The organism is Streptomyces lichenis, assembly GCF_023218175.1.
GTDB classification, from domain to species: Bacteria; Actinomycetota; Actinomycetes; order Streptomycetales; family Streptomycetaceae; genus Streptomyces; species Streptomyces lichenis.
Genome location: NZ_JALPTH010000037.1, coordinates 39,552 through 57,613, shown reverse-complemented (window position 1 = coordinate 57,613; position 18,062 = coordinate 39,552). Strand labels below are relative to the sequence as shown.

Here is an 18,062-nt window from a genome sequence, read left to right as displayed (position 1 = left end):
GTTCCCGGGTTGCGAACAGTCGCACCGGTAGCACTACTTCATTAATTGAAAAGTGTGCTTGTTCGCTAGAACCCTTTAGGGTTTCGGTGGTCATAGCGTTAGGGAAACGCCCGGTTACATTTCGAACCCGGAAGCTAAGCCTTTCAGCGCCGATGGTACTGCAGGGGGGACCCTGTGGGAGAGTAGGACACCGCCGAACAATCTTTCAAGGACCCTTGGTCCCAGCGTTCATGCTGGGACCAAGGGTCCTTTTGTTTTTCCGAATTGCCGGTGTCGTGAGTGAGCCGGCGCTGAAGCCACTCTCATAGCGCGTCGGTTCGCCGACTGCGCGAGAATGAATGGGTTAGACCCCGAAGACAGGAGCCATCTCGATGTCCACCAACTCCTCCGACGACCGTCCGGAGCGCGAGCCGCGTCGTAGGGACGGTGGCGAGCGGGGCGGTTTCCGGCGGGACGACCGCGGGCCGCGCCGTGACGACAACCGTCGTGACGACAACCGTGGAGGCGGCGGTTACGGTCGCCGCGACGACCGTCCGCCCTTCCGTCGTGATGACCGCGACCGCGACCGCGACCGCGATCGGGACCGTGATCGGGACCGTGATCGTGATGGTGGCGGCCGCGGGTTCCGTGGCGGCGACGACCGCGGCGGCTACGGTCGCCGGGACGACCGCGACCGTGGTGGTCGTTTCGGGGGCGGTGGTGGCGGTGGCTTCCGCCGCGATGACCGGCCCCGCGACGACCGTCCCCGTGATGACCGGCGTGACGATCGGCGGGATGACCGCCGTGATGGCCGAGGCGACGATCGGGGTGGCTTCCGCCGTGAGCCGCGTCGGGATGAGCGGCCGTACGAGCGTCGTGATGACCGTGGGCGTGACGACCGCCGTGACGATCGCCGCGATGACCGCCGTGACGGTCGGCGGGACGACCGCCCGAGCTTCCGGCGCGATGACAACCGGGGTGGCGGCGGTTTCCGTCGGGACGACAACCGGGGCGGCGGCGGTGGCTTCCGACGTGATGACAACCGGGGTGGTGGCGGCTTCCGTCGGGACGACAACCGGAGTGGTGGCGGCGGCTTCCGGCGGGACGACAGCCAGGGTGGTGGTGGCGGCTTCCGGCGCGACGATCGCCGGGATGACCGCCGTGACGACCGTGGTGGCTTCCGTCGGGATGACCGGCCGTTCGAGCGCCGGGACGACCGCCGTGACGACCGCCGGGATGACCGTCGAGACGATCGGCGGGATGACCGTCCGGGGTTCCGTCGTGATGACCGGGACCGTGGTGGGTTCCGTCGTGACGACAACCGGGGTGGTGGCGGCGGGTTCCGGCGCGGGGGCGAGCGGCCTTCGTACCCCCGGGACGACCGGGCCCCGCGCAGGGACGACCGTCGGGACGAGCGGCCCCGTGACGACCGCCGGGATGACCGTTCGTTCGAGCGGCGCGACGACCGTCGCGATGATCGGCGGGGCGGGTTCCCGCGCGACGACCGGATGCAGCGCCGTGACGACCGCGACCGCGGGGGCTACCGCGGCCGGGACGACCGTCCGCGTGGGCCGCGTCGGGACGATCGCCGCGATGACCGGCGTGACGACCGGGGCCGTGGTGGCTTCCGTCGGGACGACAACCGGGGCGGTGGCGGCGGCTTCCGTCGGGACGACCGTGACCGGGACCGCGAGCCGATCAGGCGGCTGCCCATCCCCGAGGACGTCACCGGGAACGAGATCGACCAGGATGTGCGGCAGGAGCTGCTGAGCCTGCCCAAGACGCTGGCCGAGGATGTGGCGAGGAACCTCGTCATGGTGGCCCGGCTCATCGACGAGGACCCCGAGCAGGCGTACGCGTACTCGCGGATCGCGCTGCGGCTCGCCTCGCGCGTGGCCGCCGTGCGTGAGGCGGCCGGCTTCGCCGCGTACGCGACGCAGAAGTACTCCGAGGCGCTGGCCGAGTTCCGGGCGGCCCGTCGGATGACCGGCAACGCCGAGCTGTGGCCGGTGATGGCCGACTGCGAGCGTGGTCTCGGCCGGCCCGAGCGGGCGCTGGCGATGGCCGGCGAGCCCGAGGTGCAGAAGCTGGACAAGGCCGGCCAGGTCGAGATGCGGCTGGTCGCCGCCGGTGCCCGCCGGGACATGGGGCAGCTGGACGCCGCCATCGTGACCCTGCAGAGCCCGGAGCTGGCCTCCCACTCGGTCCAGTCGTGGACGGCGCGGCTGCGGTACGCGTACGCCGACGCGCTGCTGGAGGCGGACCGCGAGGGCGAGGCGCGCGAGTGGTTCGCCAAGGCGCTGGAGGCGGACAAGGACGGCTCGACCGATGCCTCCGACCGACTGGCCGAGCTGGACGGTGTCGAGTTCACGGACGCCGAGGACGAGAACGCCGCGGAGGGGGACATCGCGGATGAGGACGTCCCGGAGGCGGACGGCGCAGTCGAGGACGCGGTGGACGAGGACGTGGACGGTGCCGACGACCGGGAGGTTGTGGAGGCGGCCGAGGGCGATGCCGGGGACTCCGGCGCGGTGGCTGCCGACGGCGAGCGGGACGAGGAGCAGGTCGAGGAGCGGCGCGAGGAGGACGGTCTGGTGACCGGGACCGACCGGGCCGACCGCGACTGATCGGACCGAACCCGACTGATCGGGTCCGGAGTGTGAGGGAGGGGCGGTGCCTGCGGGCGCCGCCCCTTTCTCATGCGGTGTCGAGGCTGCGCAGTACCAGGCCGGTGGCCGGCTTGGGGCCGAACGAGGTCGACTTGCGGGGCATCGTCACACCCTGGCGAGCCAGGTCGCGGACGACCTCCTCGCGTACCGGGTGCATCAGCACGGCCGTACCGCCGCGCCGTTCGGCCTGTTCCACCGCGGCGGCCGCGTCGTGGATGTAGGTGATGTCCTCGGGGGTGTCCGGGATCTTCCAGAGGTGTTCCAGCAGGGTGGCGTGGAGCACGGTGGCGTCCAGGGCGCGCCAGGCGGGCGGGTACTCCTGCGGGACGGTGCGGGTCAGCAGTCCGGGGGTGGGGCGGTCCAGGAGGTGGAAGCGGCCGGCGCCGCCGGCGAGGAGGTAGGCGTTGCCCAGTGCGGCGGCCTCGGCGAGGGCGTCCAGCGCGGCGGGGAGCGGGGCGTCGACCGTCCGGACGCGGAAGGCCCCGTCCAGGGCGGGGGCGGTGAGCGCGTCCAGGGCGTCGTCGAGGGGCAGCCGGTTCAGCAGGCGGTGGATGGCGCGGACCCGGAGGGGGTAGCGGGCGGTGTCGATGAGGAGCACCAGGCCGTAGTCCCAGGGGCTGGGGGAGGGGTGCTCGGCGCGCAGCCGGAGGTAGGTCGCCCAGCGGTGGTGGCCGTCGGCGATGAGCGCCTGGTGGCGGGCCAGGTCGGTGGCGACCTCGGTGAGCTGGGCGGGGTCGGTGACCGCCCACAGGCGGTGGTCGACGCCGTCCTCGGTGGTGGTGGCGAGCAGCGGGGCGCTCCGTACCGTGCGTTCGATGACGGCGGTCGCGCCGGTGCCGGTGCCGTCGCCGCGGTAGGTGAGCAGCAGCGGGTCGAGGTTGGCGGCGGTGGTGCGCATCAGGGCGGCGCGGTCCTCGACGATCGGGGCCATCACGTCCTCGTGCGGCAGGACGACGCCCTCTTCCGGAGGGGTGAGGGCGAGCGCCCCGATGAGGCCGCGTTGCAGCAGCTCGCCGTCGCGCTGCTCGTAGACGTAGAGCGCCGGTCGGTCGTCGGGGGCGAGCACGCCCTCGGCGATCCAGTCGCGCAGGGTGGAGGCCGCCTGGCGGTGGCGGGCCTCGGGGGTGGCGGCCTGCGGGAGGATCAGCCGGACGATGTTGTGGGGGTCGGCGGACTGGAGATGGTGGACACCGTCGGGTCGTACGACGACGTCGTACGGGGGTGAGGTCACCGCGGCCAGGCTGCCGACCCGTTCCGGGACGTAGCGCAGTCCGCGGAAAGGCTTCAGGTTGAGCCCGCCGTTCGCCGCAAGACCTGTGGTGTTCATCCCTGCATCGTATGTGCGTACGGGGTATGCGCGATGATCGGGGGGAGAGCATGCGGATGCGAGGAGTGACGGTTGTGACGGATGCGGCGAATGCGGCGGACGCGGCGGATGTGAGGGCCCAGGAGCGCGAGGGGCGGCAGGAGGTCCGACGGCCGCGGGGGAGCGCCACCGCGCTGAGCGAGGCCTATGACACCGCGCTGCTGGACCTGGACGGGGTGGTGTACGCCGGTGGGGAGGCCATCGCGCACGCGGTGGACGCGCTGGCGACCGCCCGGGACGGCGGGATGCACCTGGCGTATGTCACCAACAACGCGCTGCGGACGCCGGACGCGGTCGCCGCGCATCTGACGGAGCTGGGGGTGCCGGCCGCCGACGACGATGTGATCACCTCGGCGCAGGCGGTGGCCCGGCTGGTCGCGGAGCAGGTACCGGCCGGGGCGCGGGTGCTGGTGATCGGCGGCGAGGGGCTGCGGGTGGCGCTGCGGGAGCGCGGGCTGACGCCGGTGGACTCGGCGGACGACGATCCGGCGGCGGTGGTGCAGGGGTACGGCGGGCCGGACATGCCGTGGTCGCGGCTGGCCGAGGGTTCGTACGCGGTGGCGCGGGGTGTGCCGTGGTTCGCGTCCAACACCGATCTGACCATTCCCAGCGGCCGGGGCATCGCGCCGGGCAACGGGGCGGCCGTGGAGGTCGTACGGATCGCCACCGGCAAGGAGCCGCAGGTGGCGGGCAAGCCGCTACCGCCGATGCACCGGGAGACCATTCTGCGGACCGGGGCGGAGCGGCCGCTGGTGGTGGGGGACCGGCTGGACACGGATATCGAGGGCGCGGTGGCCGGCGGGGTCGACTCGCTGCTGGTGCTCACCGGGGTGACCGACGCGGCCGCGCTGCTGGCGGCCGTACCGAAGCACCGGCCGACCTATGTGGACGCCGATCTGCGCGGGCTGCTGACCGGGCAGCCGGAGGTGACCGGCTCGGCGGACGAGGGGTTCGGCTGCGGGGGCTGGACCGCCCGGGCGGCCGGGGACGCGCTGGAGCTGTCGGGCGACGGGGACCGGCTGGACGGGCTGCGGGCGCTGTGCGCGGCGGCCTGGACACAGGGGGGCGACGAGGCGTGCGCGCTGGACGCGGGGAAGGCGCTGTCCCGGTTGGAGGGGTGAGGCTCTGGGTGCGTGTGTGCGCTTGGGTCGTCCGGGACGTGACCCGGGGCGGCGTTGTGCGGTGTGTAGCGGGGCCCTGCCCCGGCCTTTCGGGCAGCGACAAAAGGTAGGCTAGCCTTACCGCCGTGTTGGTCGACAGTCCCTCCAAGCGGAGCGCGGACGCCGCCGACTCCGCGACCCGGCCACGCGGGCGCCACTCGGCGCGCGCGGCCGGGCTCGTGGTGTCCCTGGGCGTCCTGCTGCTGATATGCGTCGCGAGCATCGTGGTGGGCGCCAAGCCGGTGCCGTTGGCCGATGTGTGGCACGGCCTCTTCCACTACTCCGGCACCGGGAACGACGTCCTCATCCAGGACCTCCGGGTGCCGCGCACGCTGCTGGGACTGCTCGTCGGCATCGCGCTGGGACTCTCCGGCGCGGTGATGCAGGCGCTCACCCGCAACCCGCTGGCGGAGCCCGGGCTGATGGGCGTCAACGCCGGCGCCTCCGCGGCGGTGGTCACCGCGATCAGCTTCCTCGGCGTCACCTCGCTGAGCGGCTATGTCTGGTTCGCCCTGCTGGGGGCGGCGGTCGTCTCCGTCGTCGTGTACGTGCTCGGCGGCAGCAGGGCCGCCACCCCGGTACGGCTGGCGCTCGCCGGCACCGCCGCGACGGCCGCGCTGTACGGATACGTCAACGCCGTGCAGTTGCTGGACGCGGTGGCGCTGGACCGGCTGCGCTTCTGGATCGTCGGCTCGCTCTCCCACGCCGATATGACGACCATCCGCAGTGTGGCGCCGTTCCTCGCCGTCGGGGTCGTGCTCGCCCTGCTGATCGCCCGCCCGCTCAACGCCATGGAGATGGGCGACGACACGGCCCGGGCGCTCGGCGCGAACCTCAACCGCACCCGGCTGCTCGGCATGGTCGCGGTGACCCTGCTGTGCGGGGCGGCCACCGCCGCCTGCGGCCCGATCGTCTTCGTCGGACTGATGGTCCCGTATCTGGTGCGCGCGCTCACCGGGCCCGACCTGCGCTGGATCCTGCCGTACTCGGCGGGGCTCTCCCCGGTGCTGCTGCTCGGCTCCGATGTGCTCGGCCGGCTGCTGGTGCGCCCCTCCGAGCTCCAGGTCGGCATCGTCACCGCCTTCATCGGGGGACCCGTCTTCATCCACCTCGTACGCCGCAAGAGGATGGCCCAGCTGTGATCACGCGGACCAGCAAAGCACTGCGCACCCCCGGCGGTCTGTCGATCCGCTACCAGCCGAGGGCGACCGGGGCGGTCCTGCTGCTGGTCGCCGCGACCGTGGCGGCCGGGATCGTGCTCATCGGCAGCGGGGACTACCCCATCTCCCCGGCCGAGGTCGTCGCCACGCTGATGGGCGACGGCACCATGGCCCAGGAGTTCGTCGTCCAGGACCTGCGACTGCCCCGGGTACTGGTGGCCGTCCTGGTCGGAGCCTGCCTGGCCCTCGGCGGCGCCGTCTTCCAGTCGATCTCCCGCAACCCGCTGGGCAGCCCCGACGTCATCGGCTTCGGGCAGGGCTCCGCCGTCGGCGCGCTCGCGGTGATCGTGCTCTTCCACGGCAGCCAGGCGGCCGTCGCGGGCGGCGCGGTCGTCGGCGGACTGGTCACCGGGGTCGGCATCTACCTGCTCGCCTGGAAGCGCGGGGTGCACGGCTTCCGGCTGGTGCTGGTCGGCATCGGCGTCGCCGCCATGCTGACCGCGGCCACCCACTACATGATCACCAAGGCCGACCTGGTCGACGCCACCCGCGCGGTGCTGTGGATGACCGGCACCCTCGACGGCCGCGACTGGGTGCAGTTCTGGCCGCTGCTCGCCATGTGCGCGGTGCTGATCCCGCTGGTGCTGGCCTTCGGGCGCCCGCTGCGGATGCTGGAGATGGGCGACGACTCGGCGTACGCGCTGGGGGTCCGGGTCGAACGGGTACGGGTGACCCTGATGTGCGCCGCCGTGCTGCTGGTGTCGGCCGCCACCGCCGCCGCCGGGCCGATCGTCTTCGTCTCGCTGAGCGCCCCCCAGCTGGCCCGCCGGCTCACCCGCGCCCCGGGCCCCAACCTGGCGGCCTCCGCCTGCATGGGCGCCGCGCTGCTGCTGGCCGCCGACTGGACCGCCACCAACGCCTTCGGCGACCGCGAGCTGCCGGTGGGGGTCGTCACCAGCGTGGTCGGCGGGGTCTATCTGCTGTGGCTGCTGGTCACCGAACGCCGGGCGGGCCGGATTTGAGCCCCGCCCCCGAGCCCGCCCACGACCACGCGCCCGCCGCCGGCCCCACCGCCGCGCACCACGACAACGCCAGGAGCACGACCATGCAGCGCCAGCAGCGTCCGGACCGCAGCTCCGCCGACCAGGACGGCCGGCAGCGGCTCAGCGCCGAGTCGGTGACCCTCGCCTACGAGCAGCGGGTCATCGCCCGCGACCTCTCGGTCGAGATACCCGACCACTCCTTCACCGTGATCGTCGGCCCCAACGCCTGCGGCAAGTCCACCCTGCTGCGGGCGCTGTCCCGGATGCTGAAGCCCACCGAGGGCCGGGTGCTGCTCGACGGGCAGGCGATCCACTCCATGCCGGCGAAGAAGGTCGCCAGGACCCTCGGGCTGCTGCCGCAGTCCTCGATCGCGCCGGACGGCATCACCGTCGCCGACCTGGTCGCCCGGGGCCGCTACCCGCACCAGAGCCTGCTGCGCCAGTGGTCGCCGGAGGACGAGGCGATCGTGCAGGAGTCGATGGAGGCCACCGGGGTCGCCGAGCTGGGGGAGCGGTACGTCGACGAGCTGTCCGGCGGGCAGCGCCAGCGCGTCTGGATCGCCATGGCCCTGGCCCAGCAGACACCATTGCTGCTGCTGGACGAGCCGACCACCTACCTCGACATCCAGCACCAGATCGATGTGCTCGACCTCTGCGCCGAGCTCCACGAGCACCAGGGCCGCACCCTGGTCGCCGTGCTGCACGACCTCAACCACGCGGCCCGGTACGCCACCCATCTGATCGCCGTACGCGGCGGGGAGATCGTCGCCGAGGGGCCGCCGAGCGAGGTGGTCACCGCGGAACTCGTGGAACGGGTCTTCGGACTGCGCTGCCAGGTGATCGAGGACCCGGAGACCGGCACCCCGCTGGTGGTGCCCGCCGCCCGGCAGGCCCGCGCCGCGGACCGCGCCTCGGCCGCGGCCCGGGCCGCCCTGGTCGGCGGCATCGGAGGCGCCGGCGGTACCGGCGGTACCGGCGGCATCGAGACTGCCGAGCAGCCGGAGGCCGGTAGCGGGGTGGCGCTCAAGAAGGGCGCCGGCTGAAGAAGGACGCCGGCTGAAGATGGGGCGCCAGCTGAAAATGGGCGCGCTAGAGCAGTGAGCGCAGCCGCAGCAGGTCGCGGAAGCCGGCCTCCAGCCTGACCCGGCCGGAACCCCAGGCGCGGGCGAAGTGGAGCTGCCCGTCGACCAGGGCCACCAGGTCGTCCCCCGTCATGGCGAGCCGGATCTCCGCCTTGGCGGGCGGCGGTCCGGCCACCCGGTCCTCGACCAGGATCCGGCCGTTCACCAGACGGCCGGTGAAGGTGGTGTCCAGGTCGGTGAGGTGGCAGCTGAGCGTGCGGTCCATCGCGGCCGCGGAGCGCACCTCGCCGTCCGCGCGCCGCAGCGAGTCGGAGAGCTTGTCCAGTGCGCTGCGGCACTCCTCGATCGTGGCCATCGGACCGACGGTACCGCAGGGCCACGCGGTAGCGTCGGGGCATGGACGACGAAGTGACGCCCCGGTCCGCCCCGGCCCCGGCCCGGGCCACCGGGGAGCGGCCCGAGGGACGCGAAGGGTCCGAGGGCCCCGAGGAGTCCATGGCGGCCGGGGAGCGGCTTGCGGGAGCGGCCGGGTCCGTGGAGCCTGCGGGGCCTGCGGCGCTGGCGGAGGGGGGCGTGGGAGGAGGCGCGGAGGCTCTGGAGCCCGCCGCGGCCGCGCCGCTCGGGGTGGGACGGACGCTCACCGGCCATCCCGCGGTGGACTCGGCCCTGGAGCGGCTGGCGGACGCCGACCACCTCCCCGCCGACGGGCATCTGGAGGTGTACGAGGATGTACACCGGGAACTGCGGGAAGCGCTCGCCGCGCTGGACGCCCGTCCGCCCGCGCCCCCGGCGCCGTCCGCACCGACCGGAGCGCCGTCCTCTTCTTCGTACGACCACAGGAGCTGAACCGAACGTGGCAGGAGTGGCACGCCGCCGTCTCGACGCCGAGCTGGTACGCCGGAAGCTCGCCCGCTCGCGGGAGCACGCGGGCCAGCTCATCGCGGCCGGGCGGGTGACCGTCGGCGGTGCCGTCGCCGCCAAGTCCGCCACCCAGGTCGAGACCGCCGCCGCCATCGTCGTGGCGACCGACGACGCCGACCCCGACTACGTCTCCCGGGGCGGGCACAAGCTGGCCGGGGCGCTGGCCGCGTTCGTGCCGCGCGGGCTGGTGGTCGAGGGGCGGCGGGCGCTGGACGCCGGGGCGTCGACCGGTGGCTTCACCGATGTGCTGCTGCGCTCCGGGGCCGCTCATGTGGTGGCCGTCGACGTCGGATACGGGCAGCTGGCCTGGTCGTTGCAGAGCGATGAACGCGTCACCGTCAAGGACCGTACGAATGTGCGCGAACTGACCCTGGACGCGATCGGCGGTGCACCGGTGGACCTGGTGGTGGGCGACCTGTCCTTCATCCCGCTCGGTCTGGTGCTGCCGGCGCTGGCCGGGGTGAGCGCCCCGGACGCCGACCTGGTGCTGATGGTGAAGCCGCAGTTCGAGGTGGGCCGCGAACGGCTCGGCAGCGGGGGTGTCGTCCGCAGCCCCGAACTGCGCGCCGACGCCGTGCGGACCGTCGCCGGCCAGGCCTGGGGACTGGGACTCGGCGTCCAGGGCGTCACCGCCAGTCCGCTGCCCGGCCCGTCGGGGAACGTGGAGTACTTTCTGTGGATGCGGGCCGGGGCGCCCGCGCTCGATCCGGCCGATGTGGACCGCGCCGTGGCGGAGGGACCCCGTTGAGCTCGTCCAAAGCACTGTCGACGACCGCCGCACCCGCGCTCACCCACGAGTCCTCGACGGGGCCGCGGACCGTCTTCCTGCTCGCCCACACCGGCCGCCCGGCGGCGGTGCGCAGCGCCGAACTGGTCGCGCTGGGGCTGCTCCGCAGCGGCCTGGACGTGCGGGTCCTCGCCGCCGAGGCGGCCGACCTGCCGCTGCCCGACACCCCGGCCGTGCAGATCGTGCCCGAGGCCTCCTCCGACGTCCTCGACGGCTGCGAGCTGCTGATCGTGCTCGGTGGTGACGGGACGCTGCTGCGGGGCGCCGAATTCGCCCGGGCCTCCGGGGTGCCGATGCTCGGGGTCAACCTGGGCCGGGTCGGCTTCCTCGCCGAGGCCGAGCGGGACGATCTGGACCAGGTGGTCGACCGGGTGGTCACCCGCGCCTACGAGGTCGAGGAGCGGATGACCCTCGATGTGACGGTGCACGACGACGGGGACGTCATCCACTCCGACTGGGCGCTCAACGAGGCGGCCGTGCAGAAGGTGTCGCCGGAGCGGATGCTGGAGGTGGTCGTCGCCATCGACGGGCGGCCGGTGACCGGCTTCGGCTGCGACGGGGTGATCTGCGCGACCCCGACCGGCTCCACCGCGTACGCCTTCTCGGCCGGCGGGCCGGTGGTCTGGCCGGAGGTGGAGGCGCTGCTGATGGTGCCGATCGGCGCCCACGCGCTCTTCGCCAAGCCGCTGGTGACCACTCCGGACTCGGTGCTGGCGGTGGAGGTCGAACCGCACACCCCCGACGGGGTGTTGTGGTGCGACGGGCGGCGCACCGCCGAACTGCCCGCGGGCGCGCGGGTGGAGGTGCGCCGGGGGGCCGTACCCGTGCGGCTGGCACGGCTGCACCACGCCTCCTTCACGGATCGGCTGGTCGCGAAGTTCGCCCTGCCGGTGTCCGGTTGGCGGGGTGCGCCGCACTGAGGCAAGGGCGGGTCTGGCGGGGGCTGTGGTGGGGTGATTACTCATGGTGACTAGCCTGCCCGTGGGTGCGGGCGGGCTGCCATCCGGCTGCCACCCCTCTTCTCCGGGGGTTCTCCCCCCACTCCGGTGGGTGACAGGCCGTCCCGGCCGGGCCGCCGCGACCTGCCCGTTCGGCGGCGCGCGGCGGGGGCCGTCGCACAGGGGCCCCCGGACCTCGTAAGGTCTTCTCTCGTGTTGGAGGAGATGCGGATACGGTCGCTCGGAGTCATCGACGACGCGGTGGTGGAGCTGTCACCCGGGTTCACCGCGGTGACCGGCGAGACCGGCGCGGGCAAGACCATGGTGGTGACCAGCCTCGGGCTGCTGCTCGGCGGGCGGGCCGACGCAGCGCTGGTACGGATCGGGTCGCCGTCCGCCGTCGTGGAGGGCCGCGTCAGCGTGGCACCCGGCGGGGCGGCCGCCACCCGCGCCGAGGAGGCGGGTGCCGAGCTCGACGACGGCGCCCTGCTCATCAGCCGTACCGTCTCCGCCGAGGGCCGCTCCCGGGCCCACCTCGGCGGCCGGTCCGTACCGGTCGGGGTCCTCGCCGAACTCGCCGACGACCTGGTCGCGGTGCACGGCCAGACCGACCAGCAGGGGCTGCTCAAGCCGGCCCGCCAGCGCGGCGCCCTGGACCGGTACGCGGGTGAGGCGGTCGCCGGGCCGCTGGGCCGGTACGCCGGCGCGTACCGCCGGCTGCGGGCGATCGCCGGGCAGCTGGACGAGCTGACCACCCGGGCCCGGGAGCGGGCCCAGGAGGCCGATCTGCTGCGCTTCGGGCTCGGCGAGATCGAGGCGGTCGAACCGCTGGCCGGGGAGGACGTGGAACTGGCCGCGGAGGCGGAGCGGCTGGGCCACGCCGAGGCGCTGGCCTCCGCCGCCGCGCTCGCCCACGGGGCGCTCGCCGGGGACGTGGAGGACCCGGAGGGGGTGGACGCCACCACGCTCGTCGCGGGTGCTCAGCGCGCCCTGGAGGCCGTCCGGGCGCACGACCCGGCGCTGGCCGCGCTCGCCGACCGGATGGGCGAGATCTCCATCCTGCTCGCCGATGTCGCGGGCGAGCTCGCCGGGTACGCCGACAACCTGGACGCCGACCCGCTGCGGCTGGCGGCCGTGGAGGAGCGCCGGGCCGCGCTGACCGGGCTCACCCGCAAGTACGGCGGGCAGGGCGACGGTATCGACGCGGTGCTGGCCTGGGCCGAGGAGGGCGTGAACCGGCTCACCGAGCTGGACGGCGACGACGACCGGATCGGCGAGCTGACGGCGGAGCGCGACGTGCTGCGGGCCGAACTGTCGCAGCTCGCCCAGGAGCTCACCGATGCCCGTACGGAGGCCGCCGCGCGGTTCGCCGAGGCGGTCACCGCCGAGCTGGCCTCGCTGGCCATGCCGCACGCCCGGGTCTCCTTCGCCATCCGGCAGACCGAGGACCCGGACGGGGTCGAGGTGGGCGGGCGCACGGTGGCGTACGGGCCGCACGGCGCCGACGAGGTGGAGCTGCTGCTCGCCCCGCACCCGGGCGCCCCGCCCCGGCCGATCGCCAAGGGCGCCTCGGGCGGTGAGCTGTCACGGGTGATGCTCGCGGTGGAGGTGGTGTTCGCCGGTACGGACCCGGTGCCGACGTATCTCTTCGACGAGGTGGACGCGGGCGTCGGCGGCAAGGCGGCGGTGGAGATCGGCCGCCGGCTCGCCAAGCTGGCCAGGACGGCGCAGGTGGTGGTGGTCACCCATCTGCCGCAGGTGGCGGCCTTCGCCGACCGGCAGCTGCTGGTGGAGAAGACCAACGACGGTTCCGTCACCCGATCGGGTGTCACCGTGCTGGAGGGGGAGGACCGGGTGCGTGAGCTGTCCCGGATGCTCGCCGGGCAGGAGGACTCGGAGACGGCCCGGGCGCACGCCGAGGAACTGCTCGCGGCGGCCCGCGCCGACGCGTAGGGCGGCTTGCGCCGCCGGATAGTGGGGGGCGTGCGCGTGCTGCGTGAGCCCCTGGTGGGCGTTGGTGCCGAACGGGGCGGTGCGGAACGCGTGTCGGGTGGGCCCCGGGGGCCGTCGGTGCCGTGCCGGTCGGGAGTGGCGAGGTGTCGGGGCGGGCTTCGGGGGTCGTTGGTGGCGGTCGGTGGCGGTCGGGGCGGTATGGGGCGCGCGGCCTGCCGGTCGCGCGGCCTGACGGTTGGCGGCCTCCGCGGTGGACGCGCCGTGCGCCCCAGCGCGCGTCGGGCGGTGCCCGGGGGTCCGGCGGCGCCGGTCGGGGGCGGCTTGGGGCGCGTGTCTGGGGCGGGGTCTACGGGGACGTCCCGCTGGTCGGGGGTGACGTGGGCGTGTGTGTGGGCGAGCCCACGGGGGCGCCCCGCTGGTCAGGGGTGACATGGGGCGTGGGGTGTGGGCGGGGCCCATGGGGCCGTCCCGCTGGTCGGGGATGACATGGGGCTTGCGTGGGGGCCCACGGGCCCGCCCTGTCGGTCAGGTGTGACATGGGGCTTGCGTAGGGGGGCCATAGGGCCGTTCCACCGGTCAGGGGTGGCGTGGCGCGCGCGTGTTGGGTCCGGCCCGGGGGTCCGTCGGGGGCCGGTCGGGGGTGACGCGGGGCCAGGGCGGCCCCGGTGCGGCTCGGCCTTGGCCACGGCTGCCTGGGTGTGGCGTGGCCGCTCTGGAGTGGGGCTGTGCCTGGTGGTGTTGGAGGCGGCCCGGGGTGGCGCGGAGTCTGTGGTCGTGGAGGTTGTCGGGTTGTCGGGTTGTTGGTGCGGTGCCCGGGGCCACGGAGGCGGCCTGGGGCGGCGCCGTACCCGGGGCCGCCAGGGCGTCTTGCGGCGGCGCGAGGTCTGTGGCTGCGAGGACGCCCCGGGACGGCGCGAGGTCTGTGGCGGCGGGGTGCCCTAATACGGCGCGGGGTCCGTCGCGGCGGGGCGCCCCGTTGGCGCGAGGCGCTGGAGGCCGGGGCGGGGTGGTGGGGACGCCGGGGTGGGTGTGTGGCCGGGCGGTATGCGGTGGGGCTCGGGGGCGTGGTGGTGGGCGGGGCGGCTGGGGCGCCGGTTCTTTTCGGTCGAAGGGTGGTCGCCTTGGTGGCCGTACCGGTGCCGGGCGGCGGGTGCGGGACGCGGTTGGGGCCGGGCGGTTGTGGGAGGCGGGAGTCACTCGTGTGGGTGAAGCATGGTGGGGGATCGGCCGGTTCGATGGGTTCGGGGCTTCCGGCGGTGACGCGGAGGGCCTCCGCGCTGGCATCCTTGGCGGGTGACACAGCTGCGTACGGTCCAGGTGCTCGGCGGTGGAAGCGCGGGCAGCAGCGCTCATGTCAGATCACTGGCCGCCGGGCTGGTGGCCCGGGGTGTGCGGGTGACCGTGTGCGCCCCCGCCGCGCTGGACCGCGCGTTCGACTTCCTGGGCGCCGGCGCGGACTTCACGGCCGTGCCGCGCCGCAGCGATCCGCTCTCCCTCGCCGCCCTGCGTGCCGCCTGCGCCGACGCGGACGTGGTGCATGCCCACGGGCTGCACGCCGCCCTGCGCGTCGGCCGGGTGCTCGGTGCCGCGCGCCGGGCCCCGCTGGTGGTCACCTGGCACGCCTTCGCGCCCGAGAGCGGGGCCCGGGGGCAGTGGCTCCGGTTGCGGGAGCGCCGGGCGGTGCGGGACGCCGCGGTGGTGTTCGGCACCTCCTCCGTGATCGTGGACCGGGCCCGGCTGCGCGGCGCCCGGGACGCCCGGCTCGGCGCGGTCACCATCCCGGCGCCACGGCAGGGCACCGAACTCCACTCCGGCAAGGTCAGGGCCGAACTGGGCGCCATGGACCGGGCCCTGGTCGTCGCGGTCGGCGCCCTGGAGCCGCACCACGGGTACGGAACCCTGCTGGACGCGTCCCGCCACTGGCTGGACCGCGATCCTCCGCCGCTCGTCGCGGTCGCGGGGGAGGGGCCCGGCCGTGCCGCGCTCCAGCGCCGTATCGACGCCGAGGGCCTGCCGGTCCGGCTGCTCGGGCGGCGCGACGATGTCACCGCCCTGCTCGCCGCGGCGGACGTGGCGGTCCTGCCGAGCCGTTGGGAGGCGCGCCCGCCGCTGGGGCAGGAGGCGCTGCGGCTGGGCGTACCGCTGGTCGCCACGGCCGCCGGCGGGGTGCCCGAACTCGTCGGCGACGCGGCCGAACTGGTGGCCCCGGGGGACGCCCCGGCGCTGGCAGCCGCGGTCACGGCGCTGCTGGACGACCCGGAGCGGCGGGCCGAGCTGGCGGCGGCGGGCCGGGTCCAGGCCGCCGGCTGGCCGACCGAGGACGACACGGTGGCGCAGGTGCTGAGCGTGTACGACGAGCTGCGCGCGGGGCGCTGACGTTCCGTCGGAGGGCCTCAGGCGGGCCGCTCGGCGAAGAAGGCGGCCAGGGCGGAGGCGAGCGCCTCCGGTGCCTCCTCGGCCATATGGTGCCCGGAGTCGATGCCGTGGCCTCGGACGTCCGGCGCCCACTGCCGCCAGATCCTCAGCGGGTCGCCGTACAGGTCCTCCAGGTCGTCCCGGAGCGACCAGAGGGCCAGTGCCGGGCACCGGATCCGTACCCCGGCGGCCCGGTCGTCCTCCTCGTGCCGCCGGTCGACGGTGAGGCCGGCCCGGTAGTCCTCCAGCATCGCGCGCACCACGTCCGGGTTCCGCACGGCCGCGCGCCACTCGTCGTGGTTCTCCTGGCCCATGGTCCGCGGATCGCCGCGGTACCAGCGGTCCGGGTCGGCGGTGATGACCCGCTCGGGGATCTCCGGCTGGGCGAAGAAGAACCAGTGCCACCACTGGGTGGCGAACGTCGCCGTGATGCGGGACAGGTGCTCGCTGATCGGCAGGCAGTCGAGCAGCGCCACCCGCTCCACCGCGTCGGGGTGGTCGAGCACGAGACGCAGCGCCACGGCGCCTCCGCGGTCGTGCCCGGCGAGGGCGAACCGGTCGTGCCCGAGGGCGCGCATCACCTGGACCACGTCACCGGCGACGGCCCGCTTGGAGTGGGCGGTGTGGTCGGGGGTGGGCGCCGGGCCGGTGGACCGGCCGTACCCCCGCAGGTCGGGGCAGACCACGGTGAAGCCGTCCCGGACGAGCAGGGGGGCGACCCGGTGCCAGGTCGCGGAGGTCCGGGGGTGGCCGTGCAGCAGCACCACGGGCGGCCCTTCCCCGCCGTGGCGTACCAGGATCGACGCTCCGTCGACCGTGACCCGCTCGGTCTCGAAACCCTCGAACACGGCCCGTACCCCCTCCCGCCTCGATGGCCGGCCTTCCCGCCGGCGGGGTCCTTCTGCCCCCTGAGGAGCCGTGGACACCGCTACGGGGTGTGGCGGCGGGCGTGCAGGGCCAGGGAGAGGCCGAGGACGGTCTGCGGGTCGTCCAGGTCGGTGCCGAGCAGTTCGCCGATCCGGGCCAGCCGGTTGTAGAGGGTCTGGCGGTTGAGGTGCAGCTCGCGGGCGGTCTCCGCCTTGCGGCCGGCGTGCGCGAGATAGGTCTCCAGGGTGGGGAGCAGCGGCGGGCGGGAGGTGCGGTCGTGGTCGCGCAGCGGGCCGATCGCCCGGTCCACGAAGGCCGCCAGGTCGGGGTGGTCGCGCAGCCGCCACAGCAGCAGGTCGATGTCGAGCCGCCGGGCGTCGAACCACGGCCGCTCCGGGAGCCCCTGGGCCGCCGCCGAGGTCTCCGCGGCGTGCCGCAGCCCCGCCGAGGCCGCCGCCCAGCCGCCGCCCGCGCCCACCACGACCACCGGGGCGGGCGCGCCCAGGCGCTCCAGCCCGGCCCGGGCCGCGCCCGCGCGCAGCGCCGCCGCCACCCGGTCGGCCACCGCGGCCCGTTCGGTGTCCGCGCGCAGCCCCAGCAGCAGCAGGACCCGCCCCTCCACCGGCCGTACGCCCAGCAGCACCGGAACCCCCAGGGTGCCCAGCTCCTCCGGCACCGTGCGGGCCAGCACTGACCAGTTGCCGGCCGGGGCGCCCTCGGCCACCAAGCGCATCACCACCGGCAGGAGGGGGCCGTCGCCGGGCTTGAAGCCCAGGACCCGGGCCTGGGCCGGGGCCTCCTCGGCCGGGACGCGGCCCTCGGCGAGATCGGTCAGGAAGTCGCCCCGGCCCCGGGCCGCGAGCTCCTCCTCCTGGCGCGCCTGCATCAGCACCACGGCCAGGATCCCGGCCGTCCGCTCCGCCGCCATCCGGTGCACCGGGGACAGCGCCCCCGACACCGCGAGCAGCACCAGCCGGGCCCGTACCGCCCCGGTCCCGGGACCGCCGCCGCCCGGCACGTCCACCAGCACCGCCCCGGCCGGCGGCCCCGCCTCCCGGGCCGCCCGCTGACCGCGCAGCCCCTCCCAGACCTGGAGCGGGTCGGCGGCCGACGTCCCGGTGCCCGTGCCGGCCGCGTACAGCAGTCCGCCGTCCACGGTCTCCAGGAAGACCGGGTTGGCGGCGAAGTCGGCCAGGATGCGCAGCACCTGCGGCACCCCGCCGCCGCCGAGCAGCGCCTCGGTGCACCGGCGGTGCACGTCCTCGGCCTGCCGCAGCATCGCGTAGTGGCCGTTGACGATCTCGGTGTGCACCTCCTCGGTGACCGAGACGAAGGCCACCTCCCGGTGCAGCTGCACCAGCGGCAGCCCGGCCGCCCGCGCGGTCTCCACGATCACCGAGGGCAGCCGGGAGAAGCGCGGCCCCAGCTCCACCACCAGCGCGGCGATCCCCCGGTCCGCCAGCCGGCGGACGAACGCCCGCTGCTCGGCCGGCCGGGTGCCCAGCCCGAGCCCGGTGGTCAGCAGCAGCTCGCCGCCCTTGAGCAGCGAGGCGATGTTGGGCACCTCGCCGGCGTGCACCCAGCGCACCGTGCGGTGCAGCCGGTCCGCCCCGGCGACCACCTCGGGCAGCCCACCGCGCAGCCCCGGCAGCTCCAGCGCCCGCCGTACCGTGATGCCGCCGCCCTGTCCGTCCATGGTGCTCATACGGTCGGACGCTACCC

General features: G+C 74.8%; 15 protein-coding genes and 1 rRNA gene. 12 read left to right on the top strand and 4 right to left on the bottom strand.

Annotated elements, in window-relative coordinates; translation table 11 throughout:
* The first annotated feature begins 82 nt into the window (after positions 1-82).
* The 3 genes from rrf to M1O15_RS28370 all read left to right on the top strand — a co-directional run bounded on the left by rrf (position 83) and on the right by M1O15_RS28370 (position 2,606).
* Positions 83-199: ribosomal RNA gene (gene rrf, locus M1O15_RS28380) — 5S ribosomal RNA — on the top strand.
* A 272-nt stretch (positions 200-471) separates the two neighbouring features.
* Entirely contained in the window at positions 472-1,749 is a 1,278-nt protein-coding gene (locus tag M1O15_RS28375; protein WP_248637063.1) for a hypothetical protein, read from the top strand.
* On the top strand, positions 1,731-2,606 hold the full coding sequence (locus tag M1O15_RS28370) for a tetratricopeptide repeat protein (RefSeq protein WP_248637062.1): 876 nt from the start codon (positions 1,731-1,733) through the stop codon (positions 2,604-2,606). Before M1O15_RS28375 ends, M1O15_RS28370 begins: the two co-directional genes overlap by 19 nt.
* Positions 2,607-2,676: 70 nt before the next feature.
* On the opposite strand, the gene M1O15_RS28365 is transcribed toward M1O15_RS28370, so the two are convergent.
* Positions 2,677-3,975 carry a DUF1015 family protein gene (locus M1O15_RS28365; RefSeq protein ID WP_248637061.1) on the bottom strand — a complete coding sequence of 433 codons (1,299 nt, stop codon included), beginning with the start codon at positions 3,973-3,975 and terminating at the stop codon, positions 2,677-2,679.
* A 110-nt stretch (positions 3,976-4,085) separates the two neighbouring features.
* On the opposite strand from M1O15_RS28365, the gene M1O15_RS28360 reads away from it, so the two are divergent.
* The 4 genes from M1O15_RS28360 (at position 4,086) to M1O15_RS28345 (ending at position 8,420) form a co-directional block, all read left to right on the top strand.
* The gene (locus M1O15_RS28360; RefSeq protein ID WP_372499603.1) at positions 4,086-5,135 is read left to right on the top strand and encodes an HAD-IIA family hydrolase; all 1,050 of its coding nucleotides are present in this window, start codon (positions 4,086-4,088) and stop codon (positions 5,133-5,135) included.
* Between the two features lie 128 nt (positions 5,136-5,263).
* Positions 5,264-6,316: a FecCD family ABC transporter permease gene (locus tag M1O15_RS28355; protein WP_248637069.1), complete on the top strand. Its 1,053-nt coding sequence runs from the start codon at positions 5,264-5,266 to the stop codon at positions 6,314-6,316.
* A complete protein-coding gene (locus tag M1O15_RS28350) occupies positions 6,313-7,356 on the top strand; it encodes a FecCD family ABC transporter permease (RefSeq protein WP_372499601.1) in 1,044 nt (347 codons plus the stop codon). Before M1O15_RS28355 ends, M1O15_RS28350 begins: the two co-directional genes overlap by 4 nt.
* Positions 7,357-7,439: 83 nt before the next feature.
* Complete coding sequence (locus M1O15_RS28345; RefSeq protein WP_248637060.1) at positions 7,440-8,420, top strand: ABC transporter ATP-binding protein; 981 nt, start codon at positions 7,440-7,442, stop codon at positions 8,418-8,420.
* 46 nt (positions 8,421-8,466) lie between these two features.
* Here the strand turns inward: M1O15_RS28345 and M1O15_RS28340 are convergent, their stop codons facing one another.
* Entirely contained in the window at positions 8,467-8,814 is a 348-nt protein-coding gene (locus tag M1O15_RS28340; RefSeq protein WP_248637059.1) for an SCP2 sterol-binding domain-containing protein, read from the bottom strand.
* A gap of 41 nt (positions 8,815-8,855) precedes the next feature.
* On the opposite strand from M1O15_RS28340, the gene M1O15_RS28335 reads away from it, so the two are divergent.
* The 5 genes from M1O15_RS28335 to M1O15_RS28315 all read left to right on the top strand — a co-directional run bounded on the left by M1O15_RS28335 (position 8,856) and on the right by M1O15_RS28315 (position 15,434).
* Complete coding sequence (locus M1O15_RS28335; protein WP_248637058.1) at positions 8,856-9,305, top strand: hypothetical protein; 450 nt, start codon at positions 8,856-8,858, stop codon at positions 9,303-9,305.
* A 7-nt stretch (positions 9,306-9,312) separates the two neighbouring features.
* Positions 9,313-10,128, top strand: a complete 816-nt coding sequence (locus M1O15_RS28330) for a TlyA family RNA methyltransferase (RefSeq protein WP_248637057.1) — start codon at positions 9,313-9,315, stop codon at positions 10,126-10,128.
* Positions 10,129-10,142: 14 nt separating this feature from the next.
* Positions 10,143-11,087, top strand: coding sequence for an NAD kinase (locus M1O15_RS28325; protein ID WP_248637067.1), 945 nt, complete (start codon positions 10,143-10,145; stop codon positions 11,085-11,087).
* A gap of 243 nt (positions 11,088-11,330) precedes the next feature.
* Positions 11,331-13,058 (top strand): DNA repair protein RecN, encoded by a 1,728-nt coding sequence (recN, locus tag M1O15_RS28320; protein WP_248637066.1) that lies wholly within the window; start codon positions 11,331-11,333, stop codon positions 13,056-13,058.
* A gap of 1,293 nt (positions 13,059-14,351) precedes the next feature.
* A complete protein-coding gene (locus M1O15_RS28315) occupies positions 14,352-15,434 on the top strand; it encodes a glycosyltransferase family 4 protein (RefSeq protein ID WP_248637056.1) in 1,083 nt (360 codons plus the stop codon).
* Positions 15,435-15,451: 17 nt separating this feature from the next.
* On the opposite strand, the gene M1O15_RS28310 is transcribed toward M1O15_RS28315, so the two are convergent.
* Together M1O15_RS28310 and M1O15_RS28305 are read right to left on the bottom strand one after the other, a co-directional pair.
* On the bottom strand, positions 15,452-16,321 hold the full coding sequence (locus tag M1O15_RS28310) for an alpha/beta fold hydrolase (protein WP_248637055.1): 870 nt from the start codon (positions 16,319-16,321) through the stop codon (positions 15,452-15,454).
* An 80-nt stretch (positions 16,322-16,401) separates the two neighbouring features.
* Positions 16,402-18,036: a PucR family transcriptional regulator gene (locus tag M1O15_RS28305; RefSeq protein WP_248637065.1), complete on the bottom strand. Its 1,635-nt coding sequence runs from the start codon at positions 18,034-18,036 to the stop codon at positions 16,402-16,404.
* Between the last annotated feature and the right edge of the window lie 26 nt (positions 18,037-18,062).